The 23,142-nt window shown below is 71.8% G+C and carries 20 protein-coding genes; 7 read left to right on the forward strand and 13 right to left on the reverse strand.

All coding sequences use genetic code 11. From position 1 onward, the window contains the following. Positions 1-173: 173 nt before the first annotated feature. The 3 genes from AQI95_RS34130 to AQI95_RS34140 all read right to left on the reverse strand — a co-directional run bounded on the left by AQI95_RS34130 (position 174) and on the right by AQI95_RS34140 (position 4,775). Positions 174-980, reverse strand: coding sequence for a GNAT family N-acetyltransferase (locus AQI95_RS34130; RefSeq protein WP_067133119.1), 807 nt, complete (start codon positions 978-980; stop codon positions 174-176). Between the two features lie 68 nt (positions 981-1,048). Next, positions 1,049-3,058: an IucA/IucC family protein gene (locus AQI95_RS34135; protein WP_067133122.1), complete on the reverse strand. Its 2,010-nt coding sequence runs from the start codon at positions 3,056-3,058 to the stop codon at positions 1,049-1,051. A gap of 280 nt (positions 3,059-3,338) precedes the next feature. Next, positions 3,339-4,775 carry a diaminobutyrate--2-oxoglutarate transaminase family protein gene (locus tag AQI95_RS34140; RefSeq protein WP_079071685.1) on the reverse strand — a complete coding sequence of 479 codons (1,437 nt, stop codon included), beginning with the start codon at positions 4,773-4,775 and terminating at the stop codon, positions 3,339-3,341. Positions 4,776-5,237: 462 nt separating this feature from the next. Between AQI95_RS34140 and AQI95_RS34145 the strand changes: the two genes are divergently transcribed. Next, a complete protein-coding gene (locus AQI95_RS34145) occupies positions 5,238-6,455 on the forward strand; it encodes a trypsin-like serine peptidase (RefSeq protein ID WP_208614331.1) in 1,218 nt (405 codons plus the stop codon). A 74-nt stretch (positions 6,456-6,529) separates the two neighbouring features. Here AQI95_RS34145 and hflX read toward each other — a convergent pair whose 3' ends face one another. The 6 genes from hflX to miaA form a co-directional block, all read right to left on the reverse strand. Then, entirely contained in the window at positions 6,530-8,023 is a 1,494-nt protein-coding gene (gene hflX / locus AQI95_RS34150; protein ID WP_067133125.1) for a GTPase HflX, read from the reverse strand. Between the two features lie 136 nt (positions 8,024-8,159). Beyond that, complete coding sequence (locus AQI95_RS34155; RefSeq protein WP_067133128.1) at positions 8,160-9,698, reverse strand: M1 family metallopeptidase; 1,539 nt, start codon at positions 9,696-9,698, stop codon at positions 8,160-8,162. Between the two features lie 262 nt (positions 9,699-9,960). Continuing rightward, complete coding sequence (locus AQI95_RS34160) at positions 9,961-12,213, reverse strand: RelA/SpoT family protein (protein WP_079071689.1); 2,253 nt, start codon at positions 12,211-12,213, stop codon at positions 9,961-9,963. A gap of 283 nt (positions 12,214-12,496) precedes the next feature. Next, positions 12,497-13,366 carry a diaminopimelate epimerase gene (gene dapF, locus AQI95_RS34165; protein WP_067133131.1) on the reverse strand — a complete coding sequence of 290 codons (870 nt, stop codon included), beginning with the start codon at positions 13,364-13,366 and terminating at the stop codon, positions 12,497-12,499. A gap of 130 nt (positions 13,367-13,496) precedes the next feature. Next, positions 13,497-14,033, reverse strand: coding sequence for a hypothetical protein (locus tag AQI95_RS34170; protein ID WP_425264939.1), 537 nt, complete (start codon positions 14,031-14,033; stop codon positions 13,497-13,499). A gap of 239 nt (positions 14,034-14,272) precedes the next feature. After that, positions 14,273-15,211: a tRNA (adenosine(37)-N6)-dimethylallyltransferase MiaA gene (gene miaA, locus AQI95_RS34175; protein ID WP_067133134.1), complete on the reverse strand. Its 939-nt coding sequence runs from the start codon at positions 15,209-15,211 to the stop codon at positions 14,273-14,275. Between the two features lie 183 nt (positions 15,212-15,394). Here miaA and AQI95_RS34180 point away from each other — a divergent pair, with 183 nt between their 5' ends. Together AQI95_RS34180 and AQI95_RS34185 are read left to right on the forward strand one after the other, a co-directional pair. Then, positions 15,395-15,700 (forward strand): hypothetical protein, encoded by a 306-nt coding sequence (locus tag AQI95_RS34180; protein ID WP_067133137.1) that lies wholly within the window; start codon positions 15,395-15,397, stop codon positions 15,698-15,700. A 24-nt stretch (positions 15,701-15,724) separates the two neighbouring features. Beyond that, positions 15,725-16,009, forward strand: a complete 285-nt coding sequence (locus AQI95_RS34185; protein ID WP_067133140.1) for an antitoxin — start codon at positions 15,725-15,727, stop codon at positions 16,007-16,009. Positions 16,010-16,208: 199 nt separating this feature from the next. Here the strand turns inward: AQI95_RS34185 and AQI95_RS34190 are convergent, their stop codons facing one another. The 3 genes from AQI95_RS34190 to AQI95_RS34200 form a co-directional block, all read right to left on the reverse strand. Beyond that, complete coding sequence (locus AQI95_RS34190; protein WP_079071692.1) at positions 16,209-16,922, reverse strand: class III extradiol dioxygenase subunit B-like domain-containing protein; 714 nt, start codon at positions 16,920-16,922, stop codon at positions 16,209-16,211. 163 nt (positions 16,923-17,085) lie between these two features. Continuing rightward, complete coding sequence (miaB, locus tag AQI95_RS34195; RefSeq protein ID WP_079071696.1) at positions 17,086-18,612, reverse strand: tRNA (N6-isopentenyl adenosine(37)-C2)-methylthiotransferase MiaB; 1,527 nt, start codon at positions 18,610-18,612, stop codon at positions 17,086-17,088. A gap of 119 nt (positions 18,613-18,731) precedes the next feature. Then, entirely contained in the window at positions 18,732-19,139 is a 408-nt protein-coding gene (locus tag AQI95_RS34200) for a winged helix-turn-helix transcriptional regulator (RefSeq protein ID WP_067133149.1), read from the reverse strand. Positions 19,140-19,286: 147 nt separating this feature from the next. On the opposite strand from AQI95_RS34200, the gene AQI95_RS34205 reads away from it, so the two are divergent. From AQI95_RS34205 to AQI95_RS34220, 4 genes are all read left to right on the forward strand, one after another. After that, positions 19,287-19,694: a RidA family protein gene (locus AQI95_RS34205; protein ID WP_067133354.1), complete on the forward strand. Its 408-nt coding sequence runs from the start codon at positions 19,287-19,289 to the stop codon at positions 19,692-19,694. Between the two features lie 262 nt (positions 19,695-19,956). After that, on the forward strand, positions 19,957-20,316 hold the full coding sequence (locus tag AQI95_RS34210) for a DUF6204 family protein (RefSeq protein ID WP_067133152.1): 360 nt from the start codon (positions 19,957-19,959) through the stop codon (positions 20,314-20,316). A gap of 101 nt (positions 20,317-20,417) precedes the next feature. Further along, on the forward strand, positions 20,418-20,861 hold the full coding sequence (locus AQI95_RS34215) for a MarR family winged helix-turn-helix transcriptional regulator (protein ID WP_067133155.1): 444 nt from the start codon (positions 20,418-20,420) through the stop codon (positions 20,859-20,861). Positions 20,862-21,230: 369 nt separating this feature from the next. Next, positions 21,231-22,685 (forward strand): hypothetical protein, encoded by a 1,455-nt coding sequence (locus tag AQI95_RS34220; protein ID WP_067133158.1) that lies wholly within the window; start codon positions 21,231-21,233, stop codon positions 22,683-22,685. Here the strand turns inward: AQI95_RS34220 and AQI95_RS34225 are convergent. Next, positions 22,682-23,110: a pyrophosphohydrolase domain-containing protein gene (locus AQI95_RS34225; RefSeq protein WP_067133161.1), complete on the reverse strand. Its 429-nt coding sequence runs from the start codon at positions 23,108-23,110 to the stop codon at positions 22,682-22,684. The genes AQI95_RS34220 and AQI95_RS34225 overlap by 4 nt on opposite strands. Between the last annotated feature and the right edge of the window lie 32 nt (positions 23,111-23,142).

Raw genomic sequence — 23,142 nt, forward strand, 5'->3', positions numbered from 1 at the left:
GGGGGGGGGGGGGGGGGGCGGGGGGCCGACGTGAGGAGAGAGGGTGCGGGGGCACCCGTATTTCCCGGGCACCCGTATTTCCCGGATCGAATGGGATCCCGAGTTCTCGGATCGAGTGGGAACTCGACCGGCCCGATTCGAGTTACCACTTGTGACGGCGTCATCACGTGACGCTACAGAACATCGCGCAGGACCCGGTCCCGGATCATGAGGGCGGCTCGCTTGCCGGGCAGGTCGACCTCGTCGGCGAACCGGAATCCGGCGCTGAGGAACGCCGCGACGGAGGGGGTGTTGCGAAGATCGGGTTCCGCTACGACCCGTGCGCATGTCGGGCGCCGGTCGAGGATCAGGTCGGCCACGGCTCGGATCAGGGCGGATCCCAGTCCCCGCCCTCGATCCGAGGCCCCACCGACGAGGAGGTGGATCCCGGTGTCGTGGGGGCGGGCCGGATAGTGGCGGGCCAGCGGATCGAGGTCCGCCCGGTAGATCTCCCAGTAGCTCATCGGTGTGCCGTCCAGTACGCCGAGACACGGCACGCTGCGTCCGTCGCCTTCGAGTTGGGCGCGTAGATGGTCCTCCGTCTGCTTCTGGGGCCCGGACAGCTCCCAGAAGGGGGCGACGGCGGGGTCGTTCATCCACCGATGGATGAGCGGGAGGTCTTGATCGATGCGCACGGGGTGGAGCCGGAAGGAGCCGACAGGGGTGACCACCGTGCCCCACGTGGGGAGTTGGTCGAGGAGGTGGGCCGTTCCTCCGGCGAAGAGGGCGAGGAACTCTGCGGGCAGCTGCAGATCCAGCGTGTCCTCGCAGTCCGCGTCGTCGTCCTCGATGGCGAACCCGGCGAAGGGGACGGCCCGCATGCTGCCCGCGCCGTCCGCTCGGGGCGCGGCGCCCCGAGGCACAGGGGCACTCGGGGGGACAGGGGCGCCGGAATGGGCGGGGCGCGCGCCGAGGCCGGCGTTCGAGTCGGTGGGAGGCAAGGTGCGCTCCTCTCAGGAGACGAGGTGGGGCATGTTCCTCGCGAGCGCGGGGAGACGAGTCGGTTCGCTCAGGAATGAAGGGGGTTGGCGATGGTGACGTAGACGGACTGGGTGTCGACCGGGCCGACGAGTTCGTCCAGGCCGTGCAGCCGGGTCAGCAGGTTGGCCTTGCAGCGCAGTACGGGGGAGTCGAGCAGGCGGTGCGGCAGAGGGGTGCGCGGTGCGTCGGGCCCTGTGGCGACGCCGGTGAGGAAGCGGCGGAAGGCGGCGAGGAGAAGTCTTTCGTCGGCAAGGCGCTGGGAGCCGAAGGCGCCGATCAGGCCCAGCACATTGTTGATGGCGAGGTAGTAGGCGAAGCGTTCGTCGGTGACCTCGTCGGAGACGAAGGTGTCGCCGCGCTCTCCGACACCGGGCAGCCGGGCATCCAGTTCGTCGCGCCGGGACTCACGGAAGTAGTAGCCCTGGTTGTCGCGGTAGCGGCCACCGGCGGGCCAGCCGTCGCGGTCGAGCAGGAGCAGGGTGTTCTGCTGGTGGGCTTCGAGGGCGATGCCGGCCTCGCCGTCCAGCCAGAGCACGGGACGGACGACCTGTTCCAGGTACCGCAGAAACCACTCCGTGGCGACGGCGGCGAGAGGTCGGCCGGTGTGTGCGGCGAGCCGTGCGACGAGCCCGGCCAGCCGGGAGCGCATGGGCCAGGCGCTCTGCCGGGGCGGGGAGTCGCTGCCGGAGGCGGAAGCGGGTCGGGGCGCGGCAAGCGCGGCGACACAGCCGACGTCGTCGGTCGGCGCGAACGGGTTGTGCCTGATCAGCACGTCGAGTCCGGGGACGGGCCGACCGTCGGGGTCGTCGACGGCGAGCCAGGCCGGGTCGCGGACGATGTCGAAGGAGGGATGTGCGGCCTGCCATTGCTTGGACAGGCCGGTGCGCAGCAGCCGGTGCACCTCGACGCCCCGATGGAGTTCCTTGCGGAGGTTCTCCCGGCGGGAGTTGGTGATGCGCAGGCCGAGCGAGAGTTTGAGCATCGCGGGGGCACCGGACCGGTGGACCGTGCGCACGGAGGAGGTGGGATGCCAGCGGGGCCCGAGGGGGCCGAGGTCGCGGAGGAGGCCGGAGTCGAGCAGGGCGGCGACGGGTGCGCGGTGGCGCAGTTCGCGGGCCTGCCACGGGTGCAGCGGGAGGGCGGCGCAACCGTCGCGCAGCGGGAGACCGGTATCGGCGAGGCGCAGGGTGAGGTGGTCGGCGGGGACGGGTCGGCCGCGCTCGGTCCAGGCCGAGTCGGTGGCGAGGAGGGAGGGGGCGACAGCGATCCAGTGAAGGGGGAAGGAGCCGCGCAACTCCGGCGAGTACACGGGGATTTCGGCCTCGGTCAGGCCTTCCCGGCTCTTGGGGGTCGGGTGCAGGGGGTGTCCGAGGAGAAGGGCCTGCTCGGCGGAGAGGAAGAGATCGGGGCCGTCGGTGGGGTGCTCGCGCCGGTCGCGGATGAAGGTCGCCGTGCGGCGGACGGAGTCGGCCACCCTGGCCACCAGGCCGCCATCGGCGCCGCCGTCGCCGTGGCCCTGGCTCTGGCCCTGGCCCTGGCCCTGGCCCTGGCCGTGAACGTTGCCGGCGGTGGGGTCCTGGGGGCGGGGGCTGTTGCCGGTGGCTCCGGCCGTCTCTCGGGTGAGCAGCGCTGCCAGGGTGACGGCGTCGACGGCAGGGGCGGCGTCGGGGACGCCGGCCAGGCGCGGCGGGCCGAAGCGGTGCCAGCCGGTCGGCGACCAGTAGCGGACCGGCACGAGCAGGGAGGTGCCGCTGGCCGGGAGCGGGAGGTGGAGGGTGCCGTTGGTGGGGGCGGCGAGGTCGGTCTCGCGCACCCAGCACCGCAACAGGTTCTCCACAGCGGCGGCCTGGGCGGCGGTGCGCGGGTCGGGATGTTCCAGCAGCTCGGAGCCGGGCTCGGTCACTCGGGTGAGGTCCGCGGTGCGCCTCTTCTGCTGGGGCACCGACTCGGCGAGCGGCACGGGAGAGGCCGGAGCCCCGGCGTCTCCCTGTTCGTCGGGAGCACCGGAGCTGCCGTCGGGTGTCGGGGTGTCGTTCATGACGGCTCCTCGTAGCTGGCTGGGAGGTGCGGGGTGCTGCTTTCGCTCGGTCCCGGTTCCCGCGTCGCCTGCGGTTGTCTCGGTGGGGTGGGGTCGGGGCGCCCCTACTGCTGCGGTGGACCGGGTCGGCGGAGAGAGCGGGAGCGAGAGAGCTGTGGGTGTGTCGAGGGAGGCCGGTTCGGCCGGAGTGTCCTTGGAAGTGGGGGCAGTCGGGATGCGGAAGCGAGTGGTTCCGAGGACCGTTGGCGGCCGCGAGGGCGGGGCGGTGAGGGTGCGACTCTCAACCCGCGCGCTGGGCGGGGCCGTGGTGTGGGCTGTCGTGCGGGCCGTGTTCCTCATGTGTGCGGGCCACCGCCGCCACCGCGTCCGCCAGTCGGTCCAGAACGGCCGCCGCCTGCTCGTCGCTGATCGTGAGCGGGGGGAGCAGCCTGACCACGGCCGCGTGACGGCCGCCGAGTTCGACGATCAGTCCGCGCTGGAGGCACTCCCGCTGGACGGCGGCGGCGAGTTCGGGCGCGGCCGGACGTGGCGTGCAGCGGGGCTCCTGGCCGGGAGGTGTGGGGTGGCGGTCGGCGGGTTCGGCTCCGGCGCCGTCCGGGTCCACCAGCTCGACCCCCATCATCAGTCCACGCCCCCGGACCTCCCCGACGCACGCGAACCTGTCGGCCAACTCCCCGAGTTGACCCAGCATGCGGGAACCGAGGTCGGCGGCGCGCTCGGCGAGGCCGTTCTCGCGCACATGGGCGAGGGTCGCGGTGCCCGCGGCCATGGCGAGCTGGTTGCCTCGGAAGGTTCCGGCGTGGGCGCCCGGTTGCCAGACGTCGAGATCGTCGCGGTAGACGATGACGGCCAGCGGGAGGCTGCCGCCGATGGCCTTGGACAGAACCATGACGTCGGGGGTGACCCCGCTGTGGTCGACGGCCCAGAAGGCGCCCGTTCGGCCGACCCCGGTCTGGACCTCGTCGGCGATCAGCGGGATCGACCGGGCGGTGGTGAGCTGCCGCATACGGCGCAGCCAGGCGTCCGGTGCGGGGATCACCCCGCCCTCGCCCTGGACAGGTTCGAGGATCATCCCGGCCGGCAGGGGCACGCCCGACTTGGGATCGTCGAGGAGGGACTCGGTCCAGCGGGCGGCGAGTTCGGCGCCGCGCGACCCGCCGACGCCGAAGGGGCAGCGGTAGTCCTGCGGATAGGGCAGGCGGGCGACCTGGACGTCCCGGGCGCCACCGGAGGCGGCCAGGGCTCCGGCGGTCATGCCGTGGTAGGCGCCGGTGAAGGCGAGGATGCCGGTGCGGCCCGTCGCGGCCCGGACCAGTTTGAGGGCGGCCTCGACGGCGTCCGTCCCGGCCGGCCCGCAGAACTGGACACGCGCGCGGCCGGCGAGGCCGGGCGGAAGAGTGCGGAACAGCTCGGTGATGAAGGCGTCCTTGACGGGGGTCGCCAGGTCGAGGACGGAGAGGGGAGCGCCGGAGTCGAGGACCCTGCGGATGGCTTCCAGCACGACTGGATGGTTGTGGCCGAGGGCGAGTGTGCCCGCGCCGGAGAGGCAGTCGAGATAGCGACGGCCGTCGGCGCCCTCGATGGTGAGCCCACGTGCCCGGACCGGGACGATGGGCAGGGCTCGGGCATAGGTGCGCGCGGAGGATTCACGCGCCGACTGGCGTCTGAGGATCCCCTCGTGCACAGCGGGCGCTCCCCCGGTCGTACCTCCAGCCATCGACTCCGTAACGGCCACCGGTCGCTGTCCTCCCCGCTGTTCAGAGGCGAGTTGATCCGTGGGGACCGAGTGCAGGCAGCTGGCCCCCCACAGCTACAACCGCGGACCGTTCGACGGGTTACGGGTATCCGCAAGATCATTGCCGGGGCCGGAGGACGGCGCTCTTCGCGCGGGGCCGCAGGCAGGCGGCCGGGCGGTCGGCCGGAACACCGGGGAACGCCCATTGAATCAAGGACAGGAGTGGTGAATGGACGTCAAACCGGTAGATCCGTGGATGATTGGCCAGGTCAGACGGCTTGTAGCCGAACCGTTGCCGTTCCGCCGGAAGTCCCCCACAGCGAGCGCATAGTCTGGGACGCCGTTTCCCGAACGGTCGTGAGACCGGCGCGAACTTCCCATGAGTTCACGGCCGGTGCCACACCCGAAGCGCCGAGTACCTTCACAGCAGGGGGAGTCAAGAGCATGCGATCCATTCGACCGTCGTTCACTGATCGGCGAGGGAGGGGCACCCGCCGCACCTCCACCTCGCTCGCGGCGGTCACCCTCGCCTCGGCGCTGGCGCTGACCGCCACCGCCTGCAACGGCGACGACACCGCCGACGGCAAGCCGACCGCCTCCGCGGCCGCGGCCGGCGACGGAAAGATCAAGATCCCGGACGACCTCAAGCAGAAGCTCAAGGACCACGGGATCGACGTCGACAAGTGGAAGAACGGCGCCTGGAAGAACTGGAACAAGCAGGACTGGCTGCGCGAGGCCAACGACTTCATCAACCCGATCATCAAGGGCCTGTGGGACCCGGACCGGATGCGCCACGCCAACGACCCGAACAAGGGTGTCAACGACAACGACATCTCGGGTGACCAGGGCGTCACGGACCCGACCCCGCAGCCGGTGAAGGCGCAGTCGGTGGCGACGCCGTACCACGTCAACGCGGCCGCCTCGGGCAAGGTGTTCTTCGACTCCCCCGAGGGCCACATGGTGTGCTCGGGCACGGTCGTGGAGGACCCCGCGCATCCGGGCAAATCCAACCTGGTCTGGACGGCGGGTCACTGTGTGCACGCCGGCAAGAGCGGCGGCTGGTACCGGAACATGGCCTTCGTGCCGTCGTACAACAACTCCGGCAAGCCCGCCGCCCAGCTGCAGAACGCCAGCAGGTCCGAGATCGCCCCCTACGGCGTCTGGTGGGCCGATGCGGCGCAGACCTCGCAGCAGTGGATCGACCAGGGCGGTGAGACCGGCGGCAACGGCGCGCCGTACGACTTCGCGGTGATCCATGTGACGCCGGAGCAGGGCAACGGCGGCAAGTCGCTGGAGGAGACGGTCGGCGGGGCGCTGCCGGTGAACTTCGACGCCCCGGCGGTGCCGAAGGTGAACGGCATCACCGCGTCCGGCTACCCGGAGGCGGCTCCGTTCGACGGTCAGCTGCTCTACCAGTGCAAGGACAAGCCGGGTCGGCTGTCCATCAACCAGTCGGCGCCGACCATGTACCGGATCGGCTGCACGATGACCGCGGGTTCCTCCGGCGGCGGCTGGGTGGAGACGGGCGCGGACGGCAAGCCGGCGCTCGTTTCCAACACCTCGATCGGCCCGGTGACTTCGGGGTGGCTGGCCGGTCCTCGGCTGGGTGACGTGGCCAAGGGTGTGTACCAGTCCGTCAGCAAGAAGTTCGCCGGGCAGTAAGGGGGCACGTCGCCCTCCCGGGACGCTCGAAGGCCCGCCTCCTGGACAGGGGGCGGGCCTTCCGCGCGGCAGGGTCAGACGGCCGGCACCGGTGTGTACGGTGCCAGGTCGACCGCCAGTTCCTCGTGCACCCGGACCTTGAGCAGGGTGCCCTCCGCGGTGTGCTCCTCGGAGATCACCTCGCCCTCGGTGTGGGCGCGGGCGACGAGCCTGCCGTGCGTGTACGGGACGAGCGCCTCGATCTCGACCGAGGGGCGGGGCAGCTCGTTGTCGATCAGCGCGAGCAGTTCGTCGATGCCCTGGCCGGTGCGGGCGGAGACCACGATGGAGCGCTTCTCGACCCGCAGCAGCCGCTGGAGGACCAGCGGGTCGGCCGCGTCCGCCTTGTTGATCACGACGATCTCGGGCACGTCGGTGGCGCCGACGTCCCTGATCACCTCGCGCACGGCGGCCAGCTGCTCCTCCGGTACCGGATGCGAGCCGTCCACCACGTGCACGATCAGGTCGGCGTCACCGACCTCCTCCATCGTGGAGCGGAACGCCTCGACCAGGTGGTGCGGCAGGTGTCGGACGAAGCCGACCGTGTCGGCCAGGGTGTACAGGCGGCCGCTCGGGGTCTCCGCGCGGCGGACGGTCGGGTCCAGGGTCGCGAACAGGGCGTTCTCGACCAGGACGCCCGCGCCCGTCAGACGGTTGAGCAGGGAGGACTTGCCGGCGTTGGTGTAGCCCGCGATGGCGACGGACGGCACCTTGTTGCGCCGGCGCTCCTGGCGCTTGATCTCGCGGCCGGTCTTCATCTCCGCGATCTCCCGGCGCATCTTCGCCATCTTCTCGCGGATCCGGCGCCGGTCCGTCTCGATCTTGGTCTCACCGGGACCACGGGTGGCGAGGCCGCCGCCCTTGCCGCCGCCCATCTGACGGGACAGCGACTGACCCCAGCCTCGCAGCCGCGGCAGCATGTACTGCATCTGCGCGAGCGCGACCTGCGCCTTGCCCTCTCGGGACTTGGCGTGCTGGGCGAAGATGTCCAGGATCAGGGCCGTACGGTCGATGACCTTGACCTTGACGACGTCCTCCAGCTGGATCAGCTGGCCGGGGCTCAGCTCACCGTCGCAGATGACGGTGTCCGCGCCCGACTCGACGACGATGTCGCGCAGCTCCAAGGCCTTGCCGGAGCCGATATAGGTGGCCGCGTCGGGCTTGTCGCGGCGCTGGACGACGCCGTCGAGCACCAGCGCGCCTGCGGTCTCCGCGAGGGCGGCCAGCTCCGCGAGGGAGTTGTCGGCGTCCTGTGCCGTGCCGGTGGTCCACACCCCGACGAGCACGACCCGCTCCAGGCGGAGCTGTCGGTACTCGACCTCGGTGACGTCCTCCAGCTCGGTGGACAGCCCCACCACGCGGCGCAGGGCCGCGCGCTCGGAGCGGTCGAACTGGTCGCCGTCCCGATCGCCGTCGATCTCGTAGCTCCAGGCGACGTCCTCTTCCATCAGGGCATCGGCCCGAAGACCTTCGGGGTAGGCGTGCGCGAGGCGCTGGGTGTCCTGGGAAGGGGAGGAAGAGGAGGTCATTGGATCCTTACGTCGATGGGGGTGCCCGAGGAGCACGGTCTTAGGTTAGAACGCGCGAGCGCCCCGGGAGATTCCCGCGGGCCGTGCCGCGCCGACCCGACGATGGTCGCACGGCGCGGCACGGCGCGTCACCGCCTTATTTCCGGGTCCGGCCCTTGGCGGCCTTGGGCGATGCCGCGGCCTTCCAGTCCGGGTGGCCGGGCATCGGCGGAGTCTTCTCGCCGTAGAGCCAGCCCTTGAAGAAGCCCGTCAGATCGCGGCCGGCGACGGTCGAGGCGAGGCGGACGAAGTCGGCGGTGCCGGCGGTGGAGTCCCGGTGCTCCTGGACCCACATCCGCTCCAGGCGTTCGAAGGCCGGCTTGCCGATCTCCTGGCGCAGGGCGTACAGCGCCAGGGCCGCGCCGTCGTAGACGTTGGGGCGGAAGATGCTGATCTTCTGGCCGGGCGCGGGCCCCTTGGGCAGGGCGGGCGGTCCGCCGGCCTCACGCCACCGGTCGGAGTTGGCGTAGGCGGCCTTCATCCGGTCCTCCATCGGCTTGTGCGCCGTCTCCTCGGCGTAGAGGGCCTCGTACCAGGTGGCGTGCCCCTCGTTCAGCCAGACGTCGGACCAGGTGCGGGGGCTGACGCTGTCACCGAACCACTGGTGCGACAGCTCGTGCACCATGATCGACTCGACGTACCACTTGGGGTAGGCGGGCTGCGTGAACAGGTCCTTCTCGAAGAGCGAGAGGGTCTGTGTCTCCAGTTCGAACCCGGTGTCGGCCTGCGCCATGAGCACGCCGTACGTCTCGAACGGGTACGGTCCGACCTTGCTCTCCAGCCAGGCGATCTGCTCGGGCGTCTTGTCGAGCCACGGCTGCAGGGCCTTGGCGTCGGCGCTGGGCACGACGTCGCGGACCTGCAGTCCGCGCGGGCCGTCGCGGTGCAGCACGGTGGAGCGGCCGATGGAGATCTGGGCGAGTTCGGTGGCCATGGGGTGCCGGGTGCGGTAGGTCCAGGTGGTGGAGGAGCCGACCTGGTCCGCTCCGACGGGCATACCGTTGGCCACGACGGTGTAGCCGTTCGGGGCGGTGACGTGGAAGGTGAACAGCGCCTTGTCGGACGGGTGGTCGTTGCACGGGAAGACCAGGTGCGCCGCGTCGGCCTGATTGGCCATGGCGAGGCCGTCGCTGGTGCGCACCCAGCCGCCGTCCTGGTCCTTGCCGGCGACGGGATCGCTGGTGTGCTTGACCGTGATCCGGGTCCAGCTGCCCTCGGTGAGGAGGTGGTCCGGGGTGACGACCAGGTCCTCGCCGGCGCTGGTGAACTCCGCGGGACGCCCGTCGACCTCGACGGACGTGACGGTGCCGCGCGCGAAGTCGAGGTTGATCCGGTCCAGGTCCGCGGTGGTCCAGGCGTCGATGGTGGTGACGGCCTGCAGCGGCTTGTCGTTGGCGCCGGGGTAGGTGAAGGACAGGTCGTACGACGCCACGTCGTAGCCCGGGTTGCCCAGGTACGGGAAGAGCCGGTCACCGACGCCGAGGGGCTCGGCCGGGGCCGCGGCGGCGAGCAGACAGACGGCGACGGCGGAGGCGAGGAGGGCCCCCGCCCGGTGCCGGGAGATCCGGGGCCGGGGCCGGGACCGGGTCCCGGGCTGTGAGGGGATACGGCGGGGGACGCGGGGGGTGAGCAGCATGGACCACCGCTACCAGTGCGCTCCCGGGCGACGACGGCGACGCGCGCCCGTCCCACCCGAACGGGTTGGGTCCGGAGGCCTTCTGCACGCGGTCGGGTGGCCTTCTGATCAAACGGTTGCGATCATGCGCGCTTACTGATCGGTTCGGATCGAGCGACTCTGCTCGCGCGGGGGGGGCGCGGCCGTCCTGCGGCGGCCTGTCAGGCGCTCCGTCGTGGACCGGCGCCCCGTGATCACGCCCGGCGGTCACGCCCGGCGCCGCTCAGGAGGAGGGGGCCTGGTGCTGGGCGCGGGAGACGTCGTACACGCCCGGGACGTCCCGCATGGCGCGCATGAGGGCCGGGAGGCGGGCCGCGTCCGGGAGTTGGAGGGTGTACGTGTGCCGGACCCGCTGCTGGCTGGGCGGTTCGACGGTGGCGGAGACGATGTCGACGCCGGTCGAGGAGATCGCCTCGGTGAGATCGGCGAGCAGATGGGGGCGGCCGAACGATTCAGCGACCAGGGTGACCCGGCACTCGGCGGTGTCTCCCCAGCGCACGCCGACCTCCGTGCGCCCCCGGCCCTTCATGTGCGCCACCGCGGCACACTCCACCCTGTGCACGGTCACCACTCCCCCGCGCACCGCGAAGCCGGTGATCTCGTCCGGCGGCACGGGCGTACAACATCGGGCGAGCCGTACGGTGGCGCCGGGCCGGTCCACGAGGACGTCGGCGTCTCTGGAGCGGACTGCGGGGGCGCCCTCGGCGGGGGTGACTCCCGCGGCGGCCTCGGCGCGGGAGCCACCCGTGGGGCGCGCGGGGGCGGTGGCCCCGGCGGGTGCGCGGCGGGTGCCGCCCGCGTCCTCCGTCCCGTTGCCGCCGCCGGGATGCGTGGCCAGCCAGCGCTGGATCGCGATGCGGGCGGCCGGGGTGTGGGCGTGCTCCAGCCATTCGCGGGAGGGCTCGGAGGCGGGGTCCTGGCCCATGAGGAGCTGGACGGTGTCACCGTCCTGCAGGACGGTGCTGAGGGTGGCCAGCCGGCCGTTGACACGCGCGCCGATGCAGGCGTGGGCGTCCTCGCCGTACTGGGCGTAGGCGGCGTCCACACAGCTGGCGCCCTCGGGCAGGCCGAGCGTACCGCCGTCCGGGCGGAAGACGGTGATCTCGCGGTCCTGGGCGAGGTCTTCGCGCAGGGTGGACCAGAACGTGTCGGGGTCGGGCGCGGCCTGCTGCCAGTCGAGGAGCCGGGAGAGCCAGCCGGGGCGGGTGGGGTCGGCGCGCTCGCCGTCGGCGGGGTCGTCGGACGCGGGCGCGTACGGGTTGCCGAGGGCGACGACGCCGGCCTCGGCGACCTTGTGCATCTGGTGGGTGCGGATGAGGACTTCGACGACCTGGACGGCGATGGGGGTCCCCCCGGGCGATTCGGCTCGGGCCTGGGGGCGTGCGACGGCGGTGTGCAGCGACTGGTACAGATTGAACTTCGGTACGGCGATGAAGTCCTTGAACTCCGAGACGACCGGCGTCATGCAGGTGTGCAGTTCGCCGAGGACGCCGTAGCAGTCGGCGTCCTCGTTCACCAGCACGAGCAGGCGGCCGAAGTCGGTGCCGCGCAGTTGTCCGCGTTTGCGGGCCACGCGGTGGACCGAGACGAAGTGCCGGGGGCGGATGAGCACTTCGGCCGGGATGCCGGCCTCGCGCAGCACCCCGCGCATCTCCTCGGCGACGACGGCGAGCGGGTCGTCGGGGCGGGCCGCGTTCTCGGCGATCAGCTCGCGGGTGTGCTCGTACTCCTCGCGGTGGAGGATGGCGAAGACCAGGTCCTCCATCTCGGTCTTCAGGGCCTGCACGCCGAGGCGCTCGGCGAGCGGGATGAGGACGTCGCGGGTGACCTTGGCGATCCGCGCCTGCTTCTCCGGGCGCATGACGCCGAGGGTGCGCATGTTGTGCAGGCGGTCGGCGAGTTTGATCGACATCACGCGCACGTCGCTGCCGGTGGCGACGAGCATCTTGCGGAAGGTCTCCGGTTCGGCGGCGGCTCCGTAGTCGACCTTCTCCAGTTTCGTCACCCCGTCGACGAGATAACGAACCTCCTCGCCGAACTGTTCCCGCACCTGATCGAGCGTCACATCGGTGTCCTCGACGGTGTCGTGGAGCAGCGAGGCGGTCAACGTCGTGGTCTCCGCGCCGAGTTCGGCGAGGATCAGGGTCACCGCGAGCGGATGGGTGATGTACGGCTCGCCGCTCTTGCGCATCTGACCGCGGTGCGAGGACTCCGCGAGGACGTAGGCGCGGCGCAGCGGGTCGAGGTCGGCGTCGGGGTGGTGGGCGCGGTGCGCCTCCACTACGTGGCTGATCGCGTCGGGCAACTTCCCGCGGACGGCGGGGCCGAGCAGTGCGGCCCGGCCGAGCCTGCGCAGATCGATCCGGGGCCGGGACTTCCTGCGGTCCGCCCTCGGCGCCGCGGGGGCGGTGGCCGCCGCGGACACCGCGGGCGCCACCGGGCCAGGGGACGCAGGGTTCGTGGCCTCCGCACTCATGGGCACCTCCGGCTCGTGGACCGGCGGACGGGGCCCCAGGGCGTACGAGGCTCAGGGATGGCGACGTTCCCCCGTCCGTGCCGGTGCTTGATGCTATCGAGCCCATCACGTGCGACAGACCGCCTCTCGCCGAGCGTGAAACGGATCACCCATTCGAGCGACGGAAAAGAGGTTTAGGGTTTGCGCCACGTGCCCTGGGGGCGTCCACGGTGTCGAACGCCCCGGGTTACCGGAAACCGCTGATCCGGGCGGTGCGGGGCGTCATCCTCGCGGTTTTGCAGGGTCAGTTGACGGCGTTTTCCAGCCATTCGCCGTCGATCTCGCCCTCGGCAACGATCACGGCGGGTCCGGTCATCTCGATCTCGCCGTCGGGCCGCTCGGTGATGACCAGCCGGCCGCCAGGCAGGTCGACGGTGTACGTGGCCGGGGTCCCGGTGACGGCAGGGTCGGCGCCGTCCCGCCGGGCGGTGGCCACGGCGACGGCGCACGCGCCCGTGCCGCACGAACGGGTCTCGCCGGAGCCGCGCTCGTGCACGCGCATGGCGACGTGGCGGGGGCCGCGGTCGACGACGAACTCGACGTTCACCCCGTGCGGGTAGGCGTCCGCCGGGCTGACGGGCGGCGCGGAGTACAGGTTGCCGGCGTGCGCGAGGTCGTCGACGAAGGCGACCGCGTGCGGGTTGCCCATGTTGACGTTGCGCGCGGGCCAGTTGTGCTCGCCGACGCTCACCGTGACCTCGCCCTCCGGCAGCCGGGCGCGGCCCATGCCGACGGTGATGTCACCGTCCTTCGCAAGGTGGACGGTCTTCACGCCCCCGCGCGTGGCGATCGCGAGGTCACCTTCGCCCACATGTCCGGCGTGCTGGAGGTAGCGCGCGAACACACGAACTCCGTTGCCGCACATCTCGGCGACCGAGCCGTCGCCGTTGCGGTAGTCCATGAACCACTCGGCCTCGGGCGCCATCGACCTGGTCTCCGGATGGGCGGCGGATCGCACCACGTGCAGCACTCCGTCGCCGCCGATGCCGGCTCGGCGGTCGCACAGGGCGGCAACGGCGGCCGGGCTCAGGTCGAGGGCGTTCTCCGGGTCCGGGACGATCACGAAGTCGTTCTCGGTGCCGTGTCCCTTGAGGAAGGCGATCCGTGTGCTCATTCCTCGATCGTACGGGAGCGCTCCGCTCGGGGGCCGAGGAGGTGAGGGGCGGTGCGGGTCGTGGTCGGTGCGGGGCGTGCGCGGCCGATCGCGCGGCTCCCCGCGCTCCCGCGCGCCCCCTCAGGAGGTCTCAGCGGAGCCTTGCCACGCGCCACACGGCGAGGACCGCGACCACGGCGACCAGGAGGACGTACCCGAGTACGACCCTCCAGTCGGGGCGGCGGCCCGAACCCCGCGCCGGGAGGCCGGGCCAGGTGTAGCCCACCCGGCGGGCGGCCGTCATGCCCCAGCCGGCGGCGCAGGAGCAGATCAGCAGGCCCAGCATGGCGATGACGGCGCCGCTGTCACCGAAGTCGAAGGCGAGCGGGAAGGCGAACATCAGCGAGCCGACGGCGGACAGTCCCACGATGGGGGCGAGCTGCCAGATGCGCAGCCGGCGCTGCGGGCGCAGCTCGACCTCGACCTCCGGACCGCCCGGGTACATCTCCTCGGGCTCCGGCCCGTCGGCGGTGACGCCGTCGGGTGTCTCCTCCGGGCCGTCGTCGGTCAGCCGGGCCTCGGTGAGCGGGTCCTCGACCAGGAGGTCTTCCGCAAGGTGGCTTTCGGGCAGCAGCTGCCCGCCCAGTCGGTCCTCGGCCGGGCGGTCCTGGACCGGCAGGCCCTCCATGAGACGGCCCTCGACCGGGCGGTCCTCGCCCGGGCAGCCCTCGATCGAACGGTCCGCGCGCGGGTCCGGTTCGTCACCGTCGGTGGTGACGTGCTCGGCACTTTGTGCGGTGTCGCGAGGGCCGGCCTCCATCGCCACGCGCCCTCCCAACTAGGCTCCACTTGGTCGATCGAAGCTCGATGATGGCACGGCGTCGAAGGCCGAGATGACCGGCGGCGCATCCCGATGCCATGACGTGATCAGGCTGTAACCGGTCGTTCGACCAACGCCAGGGCCTGGTGCGGAAGTTCCCCCCGATCCGCCACGGCCCCACTCAGCCAGTGCACCCGGGGGTCGCGTCGGAACCATGAATCCTGACGGCGCGCGAAGCGTTTGGTGGCGCGCACGGTCTCGGCCCGCGCTTCCGCTTCGGTGCACTCCCCGGCGAGCGCGGCGAGCATCTGCTGGTAACCCAGCGCACGCGACGCCGTGCGCCCCTCGCGCAACCCCTCCGCCTCCAGTGCGCGCACCTCGTCCACGAGGCCCGCCTCCCACATCCGGTCGACGCGCAGCGCGATGCGCTCGTCCAGCTCCGGGCGAGCCACGTCGACTCCGATCTGGACGGTGTCGTAGACGGAGTCGTGGCCCGGGAGGTTCGCGGTGAAGGGCCGGCCGGTGATCTCGATCACTTCGAGCGCCCGGACGATACGACGGCCGTTGCTCGGCAGGATCGCGCGGGCTGCCTCGGGGTCGGCGGCGGCCAGACGGGCGTGCAGCGCGCCCGAGCCGCGCAGGGCCAGCTCGTCCTCCAGACGGGCCCGGACCTCGGGGTCGGTGCCGGGAAACTCCAGGTTGTCGACGGCCCCTCGGACGTACAGGCCGGAGCCGCCGACCAGGATCGGCCAGCGGCCCTCGGCGAGCAGGGCGTCGATCCGGGCGCGGGCCAGCTTCTGGTACTCGGCGACGGAGGCGGTGACCGTCACGTCCCAGATGTCGAGGAGGTGGTGCGGGATGCCGCCGCGTTCCTGCGGCGTCAGCTTCGCGGTGCCGATGTCCATCCCTCGGTAGAGCTGCATGGAGTCGGCGTTGACGACCTCCCCACCGAGCTGCTGGGCCAGGAAGACGCCGAGATCGGACTTTCCGGCCGCGGTGGGTCCGACAACGGCGATGACGCGGGGGGTGGAGGGTGTGCTGCTCACCGCACCAGTCTCGCAAACCTCCAGGCCGCGTCTCGAACGAGTTACGTGACGCATGGGGTTCCGGGTCGTTGCCCGTGGCGAGATGCCGCCGTTCGGCACGCCGGACGCGGTGACCCGGGCGGCGCAACTGTACGCACCGGGTAACGCGGGAATTCGCCCGCACGAGTACCGTATGGAGTAGATATGGGCGTTTTTGCACGACTCCTCCGCAAGTCGAAGGCGACTCCGGAGACGTCGGCCACCGAGGCGCAGGCCGGCGAGGAGCCGGAGGCGGTCGAGGTCGAGGCCGAGGAAGCGGAGTCGGCGGAGGCGACGGCGAAGGCGACCGGGTCGGCGGAGGCGAAGGGTTCGGCCGGGGACGAGAGCGAGGACGCTGCCGCGCGGTCGGAGACCGCCGCGGACGACGCGTCCGAGGGCTCCGGCATCCCCAAGCAGCAGTCCGCCGAGGAGGCCGCCGACAACGAGGCCGGCGAGGGCGCCCGCAGGTAACTGCCCCGCGAGGGAAGGTGGACCATGGGTCTGTTGGACAACATGAAGGCCAAGCTCGGCCCGGCCAGGGACAAGGTGTCGGACCTCGCGCGGCAGCACGGGGACAAGGTCCAGCACGGCCTCGACAAGGCCGCGCACGTCGTGGACGAGCGGACCAAGGGCAAGTACAGCGACAAGATCCAGGCGGGCACCGGGAAGGCCAAGGAGGCGATGGACCGCCTCGCGCACAAGGAAGGTGGCGGTCCGGAGACGGCCGGTGTCGATCCGACGACCCCCACCCGGCCGGAGGACCGGCCACCGGCTTCCTGAGGCTCCTCAGCGGCGTGCGGATCGGCGGACGGGCGGAGACGGTCGCGGAACACACCGGCTCCCGGCCGTCCGCCGTACGCGCGCGTGCGCGCATGTGAGGGGTGCGTCTGCGGGTGTGTGCGCCGGCGTGTGCGCTGCGGGTGCGCGCCTCGGTGTGCGCCCCGCGCCGGAGCGCGCGGCTTGTCGTGGCCACAACCCGTCACGTCCAGGTGGCCACCACGTACCCGACGCCGTACGGCGCGGACTCGTACAGCAGCGAGCCGCTGAGGTTCGCGTTCTCGGCGGCGCCGGCCAGGACCTGCCAAGGGGCCCGGCCGGAGGCCTTCAGTTCGCGGGCCAGATCGGCGTCCAGCGCCTGGACGGCCGCCACGTCGGCCGCGCCCAGCGCCCGCGCGACCTCCGCGTCGAAGGGTGCCGCCCGCTCGTCGAGGTAACCGGGCGCCTTGAGCGTGCGGCACGCGCTGGCGTCTCCCATCACCAGCAGCGCCGTCCGTCCGGTCCGGGCACCGATCTCCCTTCCGGCCTCGGCACACCGCTCGGGCGCCAGCGGTTCCCCGATCCCGAGCCCCTCGATCGGGGCATCCGCCCAGCCGGTCCGCTCCAGCAGCCATGCGCCGACAGCGAGCGACGACGGCAGCTCGCGCTCGCCGGCGGTGTCGGTCGCGGGCCCGAGGCGTACGTCGACATCGACCCCGAACCCCCGGAAGGAACCCCGGGCGCCCTGCGGAAACGCTCCGCACCCGCCCTGCTCGGCGGGCCCGAGCACCATCAGGAGGTCCGGGCGGGCGGCGGCAAGCACACCGAGCGCGTCGGCGCACGCCGCGCGCGCGGCGTCCAGCTCCGGTGCGGCGCCCGCGGCGACCTCGGGCACGAGCAGCGGAGGGCAGGGGCAGGCAGCGGCGGCTACAAGCACGACCGGCAGGGTAACGCCGTACGGCGCCGGACTCAGCCCCCTGCGAGCAGGTCGGTCGGATCGATCACCCGAAGGAGCCCGTCCGGGGCCTGGACGGGGTCCTGTTCTCGTGGGCCTTGTTCTCGTGGGTCCTGACGGGGGTCCTGTTCTCGCTCCTCGTCCGTCAGTCGCAACCGCAGCCGCTCGCCACCGCCGGGAGCGGCTCCGGGACGCCGATCCTCGGCAGGCCCAGCATCACACCCGCCGGCTTGGCGGCCTCGGCGGCGGTGCGCTTCTCCCAGGCATCGCCCGCGCGCGTACGGCGCACGCCGAGGACGGAGCCTTCGGCGAGGAGGTGGTGCGGGGCGGCGTAGGTGATCTCGACGGTGACCACGTCGCCGGGGCGGACCTCCTGCTCCGGCTTGGTGAAGTGGACCAGGCGGTTGTCGGGGGCGCGGCCGGAGAGACGGTGGGTGGCGCCGTCCTTGCGGCCCTCGCCCTCGGCGACCATCAGCTCCAGGGTGCGGCCGACCTGCTTCTTGTTCTCCTCCCAGGAGATCTCCTCCTGGAGGGCGACCAGACGCTCGTAGCGGGCCTGGACGACCTCCTTGGGGATCTGGTCCTCCATGGTCGCGGCCGGGGTTCCGGGCCGCTTGGAGTACTGGAAGGTGAAGGCCTGGGCGAAGCGCGCCTCGCGGACCACGTGCAGGGTCTGCTCGAAGTCCTCCTCGGTCTCGCCGGGGAAGCCCACGATGATGTCGGTGGTGATCGCCGCGTGCGGGATGGCGGCCCGGACCTCCTCGATGATCCCGAGGTAGCGCTCCTGCCGGTAGGAGCGGCGCATCGCCTTCAGCACGGTGTCCGAGCCGGACTGCAGCGGCATGTGCAGCTGCGGCATCACGTTCGGGGTCTCGGCCATGGCGGCGATGACGTCGTCCGTGAAGTCGCGCGGGTGCGGGGAGGTGAACCGGACGCGCTCCAGGCCGTCGACGTTCCCGCAGGCCCGCAGCAGCTTGCTGAACGCCTCGCGGTCGCCGATGTCGGAGCCGTAGGCGTTGACGTTCTGCCCGAGCAGCGTGATCTCGCAGACGCCCTCGGCGACCAGTGCCTCGACCTCGGCGAGGATGTCGCCGGGGCGGCGGTCCTTCTCCTTGCCGCGCAGGGCGGGGACGATGCAGAAGGTGCAGGTGTTGTTGCAGCCGACGGAAATCGACACCCAGGCCGCGTAGGCGCTCTCGCGCCGGGTCGGCAGGGTGGACGGGAACGCCTCCAGCGACTCGGCGATCTCGACCTGCGCCTCCTCCTGCACGCGGGCGCGCTCCAGCAGGACGGGCAGCTTGCCGATGTTGTGCGTGCCGAAGACGACGTCCACCCAGGGCGCCTTCTTCACGATGGTGTCGCGGTCCTTCTGCGCGAGGCAGCCGCCGACCGCGATCTGCATGCCGGGGCGCGAGGCCTTCCTCGGCGCGAGCCGGCCGAGGTTGCCGTACAGCCGGTTGTCGGCGTTCTCCCGGACGGCGCAGGTGTTGAAGACGACGACGTCCGCATCCCCGTCGGAGCCCTCGGGGGCTCGCTGATATCCGGCGTCTTCGAGCAGCCCGGCCAATCGCTCGGAATCGTGGACGTTCATCTGGCACCCGTAGGTGCGGATCTCGTAGGTCTTAGATGATCGAACGTCCACTGCCGGGCTCCGGTCGCTGCTGGTGGTCATGGCTCAAGGGTAGGTGCTCCCGGAAGATGCCCGGCCCGGCGTTCGGCGTCCGGTCCGAGCGCCACGGCCGGTACGGGGCCGGCACCGCGGGTGAGCCGAGCGGGGCGGGCAGCCGCGGGTCACCGTCGAGCGGACGCGTCGGCGCCGGGGTCGACGCGGCGGCGGGCGGCCTCGATGTGACCGAGGTACCGCTGAGTCCACTGGCACATCCCATCCACCGTCGCCCGCAGGGCTCGGCCCGGCTCGGTGAGGGTGTACTCGACCCGCGGCGGCACGGTGGGGTGCACCTTTCGGTCGACCAGGCCGTTGTGCTCCAGCATGCGCAGATTCTGGGTGAGCATCTTGTGGCTGATGCCCTCGACCTCATCGCGCAGCTCACTGAAGCGCAAGGTGCGCTCACCGAGCGTCTCGATGATGAGGAACGCCCACTTGTTGGCGACATCCGAGAAGATCTCGCGCGCCAGGGAGTCCGCGCGCCTCAGGTCCGCTTCCTCGGGTGACGATCCCCTGAACTGCTTGGTCACCATCAGGTTCCCCAGTCACTGAAAAGTGCGTTCTTCCATGTCAGCCGCCACTCTCCTACGGTTCCTGAGTAACCACAAGAGACCACGAGTGTCTCGGTGCGACGGATGTGGGCCCACGGGCGCCCCGGCAAGGACAAGGAGACAGGCAGCATGGCCATCACCCTGGTGAACCCCAGCGGATTGCCCACGATCGATGTCTACCGGCAGGTGTCGATCGCATCAGGAACGAAGCTGGTCTTCATCGCCGGGCAGGTCGCCTCGGGCGGCGAGGAGGGCACGGTCGGCGAAGGCGACCTCGCCGCGCAGGTGGAGCGCTGCTACCTCAACATCGGGATCGCTCTGGACGAGGTCGGCGGCTCCTTCGACGACGTGGCGAAACTGACTCTCTACGTCGTCGACTGGACCCCCGACAAGATGCCCCTGGTCCTGGAGGGGGTCTCCCGGGCGGCCGCGAAGCTGGGCGTCACTCCGGTCCCACCTGCCACGCTGCTGGGTGTTGCGGCACTGGACGTCCCCGAGCATCTGGTCGAGATCGAAGCCACCGCGGTCCTCGACTGAACCGGCCGCCCCGACCGACCGACGCGGAACCGGTCGCCCACTGAGCCGCATCGGAACCACCTGCCTGCGGCCCACGAACGCCAGACCCGGCCATCACCCCTGGCCAGAAGGCCGGAGCGGACGCGGCTGAGGGGCACGGCCCAGGGGTGGGCGATCCGCAAAGTGCCCCGCGCGCCAGTCTTCCGGCGTGCGCACCGGCTCGCGCGCGGGGCCTGCGGAAACCCGGTGGAGACGCCGGGTCCGCTGTGCCTAGGGTCGCGCCATGAGTACTCGCACTTTCCGGATCACCGTCCGCGGCGCCTTCGACGGCCTCACCGACGCACAGCGGGCCACGCTGCTGGCCGAGGCCGCCGAGCACGACGTGCTGCGCGCCAGGTTCACGCCCGAAGGCACCCTCACCTACGACATCGCCGCCCGGCCGGCCTTCGTCTTCCGCTTCTCCGCCACCGGCGAGGAAGAGGAGGACATCCTGGAGGCGACCCAGCAGGCCGAGGCGTCGGCGCAAGCCTGGCTCACCGGGCACGGCTACGGCTTCAAGAACCTCCGCTCCACCGCCGAGGACCTCTCCCAGGCACCCATGGGCAAGCGACAGCGGCGCGAGGCCCGCTCCAGCGGCTTCTGAAGCGACGCCTTCCAACAGCCCATAAACTTGAGCACTCAAGGAGATGGCAATGAACAATGAAACCGGCGAGGAACGCCGGGACCGGGCGGTGAGCGACGGCGATGAGTGACACCCTCGACGCGGCACTGCGGCTGGTACGGGCCCAGGCCTCGCTCGTACGGCGTTTCGACTCGCGGCTGAGTGGCCTGCACGGCGTCAGCCTCGCCGACTTCACCCTGCTGCTCCGGCTGGGAGAGGCGCCCGGCGGCCGTATGCGCCGGGTGGACCTCGCCGAGGCACTGGGCCTGACGGCCTCCGGGGTCACACGCGGGCTGGCTCCGCTGGAGCGGATCGGGCTGGTGACCCGCGAAGCGGACGCCCGGGACGCGCGCGTGGCCTACGCGTCGCTCACCTCGACGGGCAGACAGCGGCTGAAGGAGATGCGCGCCACGGCCGAGGAGACCGCCACCGAGATCTTCGCCGCACCGGCATGGAGCACCGAGGACACCGGGCTGCTCTCGGCCCTGCTGACCCGCCTCGGCGGCACCGGCCTGGCCGACCGCTGAGCCGCCGGGGGCCCGGCCGGTCGCGGAATCTCCACAGGGCCCGGCCGACTGCCTCCGCCGCACCGGCCAATCCGTCCCACCGCGCCGGCCGCCCCCTCCACCGCACCGCACCGCCCTCCGGATCGGCCGCCGCCCAGGGCGCGACGACGGCCGGTCCCCACCCCGCCCCCGCACACACGGTTTTCGGCCTCCCGTGACCCGAACCAGCCGTGGTACAGCTCACGTTGGGGTGTGGCTGCTTTGTGAGGGAATCATGCGCAAGGGCGTGGCATGCTCATGGCTCACCACGAGTTACCGGCCGGTACTGCCTCCAAGCAGCCCGTTCGCCCGGTACCTCTCTGCCACCCCCCACTCCACACAGGACCGACCTTGCACAGACGCAAGCGGCACGGACGTGCCCTGCTGCCCGCCTTCGCCGTCACCGCCCTCTTCCTCACCGCGGCCTGCTCCTCGAGCGCACCGCACGCCGAACCGTCGGCGGCCGCCGGGCACGACCGGCAGGTCGAGGTCACCGACCGGCCCGCCGACGCCCCGGACCACTCGCTCGCCGTCGCCGCGGCGCCCGCCACCACCGCGACCGCCACGGCGGGACCGACCGGCTCCGGGCGACGCGCGCACCGAACGGCGCTCGCCATCAGCGCCTACGACAGCCACACCCGGCGGGCCGTCCTGTCCGACAAGCCTGCCCGCCGGGGGAGTTCGTCCGGATCCCCGACGGTGTCACCCTCCCCCACGGCCACCGGCGCCCCGCACCAGGCCGCCGTCGGCGATGTGATCGCCAGTGCCCCGGCGCCCGGGGCACCGCACGGGCTGCTCGCCAAGGTGACCAAGGTGATCGGCGAGACCGGCGCCGGCACCGAGGTGCAGACGGAACCCGCCACGCTCAACGCGCTGCTCGCCGACGAGACGGCGAAGGGTGCCGTACCGGTCGACCCGTCGTCCTTCGCCGTCGACAAGCTGCTGCCCGATGTGAAGGTGTCCTGGGCGAAGACCGGTGACGTGCACGTCGGCCCGAAGGGCGCGACCGTGCCGCTCGGCAGCCTCCGGCTCGATGTGAGCGCGGGCATACCGACGGCCCAGGGCGCCCCGGTCTCCGCCGACGCCTCGGTGAAGGGCTTCGTCCAGGTCGCCCCGAAGGTCGACTTCGCCTACGGCGGCACCGGCACCGACGCGCCGCCCGGCTCCGCCTACCTCGGAGTCTCCGGCGACTGGACCTCCGGCTGGGCGGTCAAGGGGCGGGCCGCCGCCACCACCGGCACTGCGCTGCGGATCCCGTTCGCCAAGCTGCACGCCGACCCCGTCCTCCAGGTCGGCCCGGTCCCCGTCGTGGTGAACCTCGATCTGACCTGCTACGTACAGATCAGCGGTGACGGGCGGGTCACCGTCGATGTCGAGCAGAGCCTCAAGGGCGACTTCAAGGCGGGCGGCACCTTCGGCCCGGCCAAGGGCTGGACGCCGGTCAGCTCCTCCGCCATGACGAGCACACCCGTGCACGCCGCCGTCACGACCGCCGGGTCCGTGAAGACGGCGCTCGGCGCGGAGGCCTCGGTCGGCCTCTACGGCGCCGTCGGCGTCACCGCCGACCTGGCTCCGTATCTGCGCGGCGAGGCCTCCGGCACCGTCACCACCTCCTCGGGCGGCACCGGGGCGACGGCCAAGGGCACCGGGGCGAAGAGCGCGGGCGCCTGGGGTGTGTACGGCGGGGTCGATCTGTCCGGAACCCTGCGCCTGCAGCTGTCCGTCTTCGGCACACCGATCGTCCAACGGAGCATCCCGCTGGGCACGTTGAACCGCGAGTGGAAGCTGGCGAGCGGAACCTTCTAGACGCTCGGGTCCGAGGCGCCGTGCCGTACCGCCGGTATCCAGCCCTGGCGGCGCAGTACGGACGACACGTCCGGTGCGCGGTAGTGCTCCCCCTTGAGGACCTTGCCGTCGGCCCGGCGGGCGACCTGCCCGTCCGGGCCGAGCTTGCTCATGTTGGCCCGGTGGATCTCGGCGATCACCTGATCGAGGTCGATGCCGTGGACCAGTGCGGTGCCGTACGCCACGTAGACCACGTCCGCCAGTTCGTGCGCGAGCTTGTCCAGCGGGCCGTCGACCGCGACCTCGGCGACCTCCGCCGCCTCCTCGGCGAGCAGTTCCCCACGGTGCGCGGCCAGTTCGGGCTCCACCTCCGTCGGCGTGCTGCGGGCGTCGAGGCCGAAGGCGCGGTGGAACTCCCGGACGAGATCGACAGGTGAAGTGCTCATGCGTCGACTCTAACGGCCGCCACTGACAGCGC

Source organism: Streptomyces yokosukanensis (genome assembly GCF_001514035.1).
Lineage (GTDB): Bacteria > Actinomycetota > Actinomycetes > Streptomycetales > Streptomycetaceae > Streptomyces > Streptomyces yokosukanensis.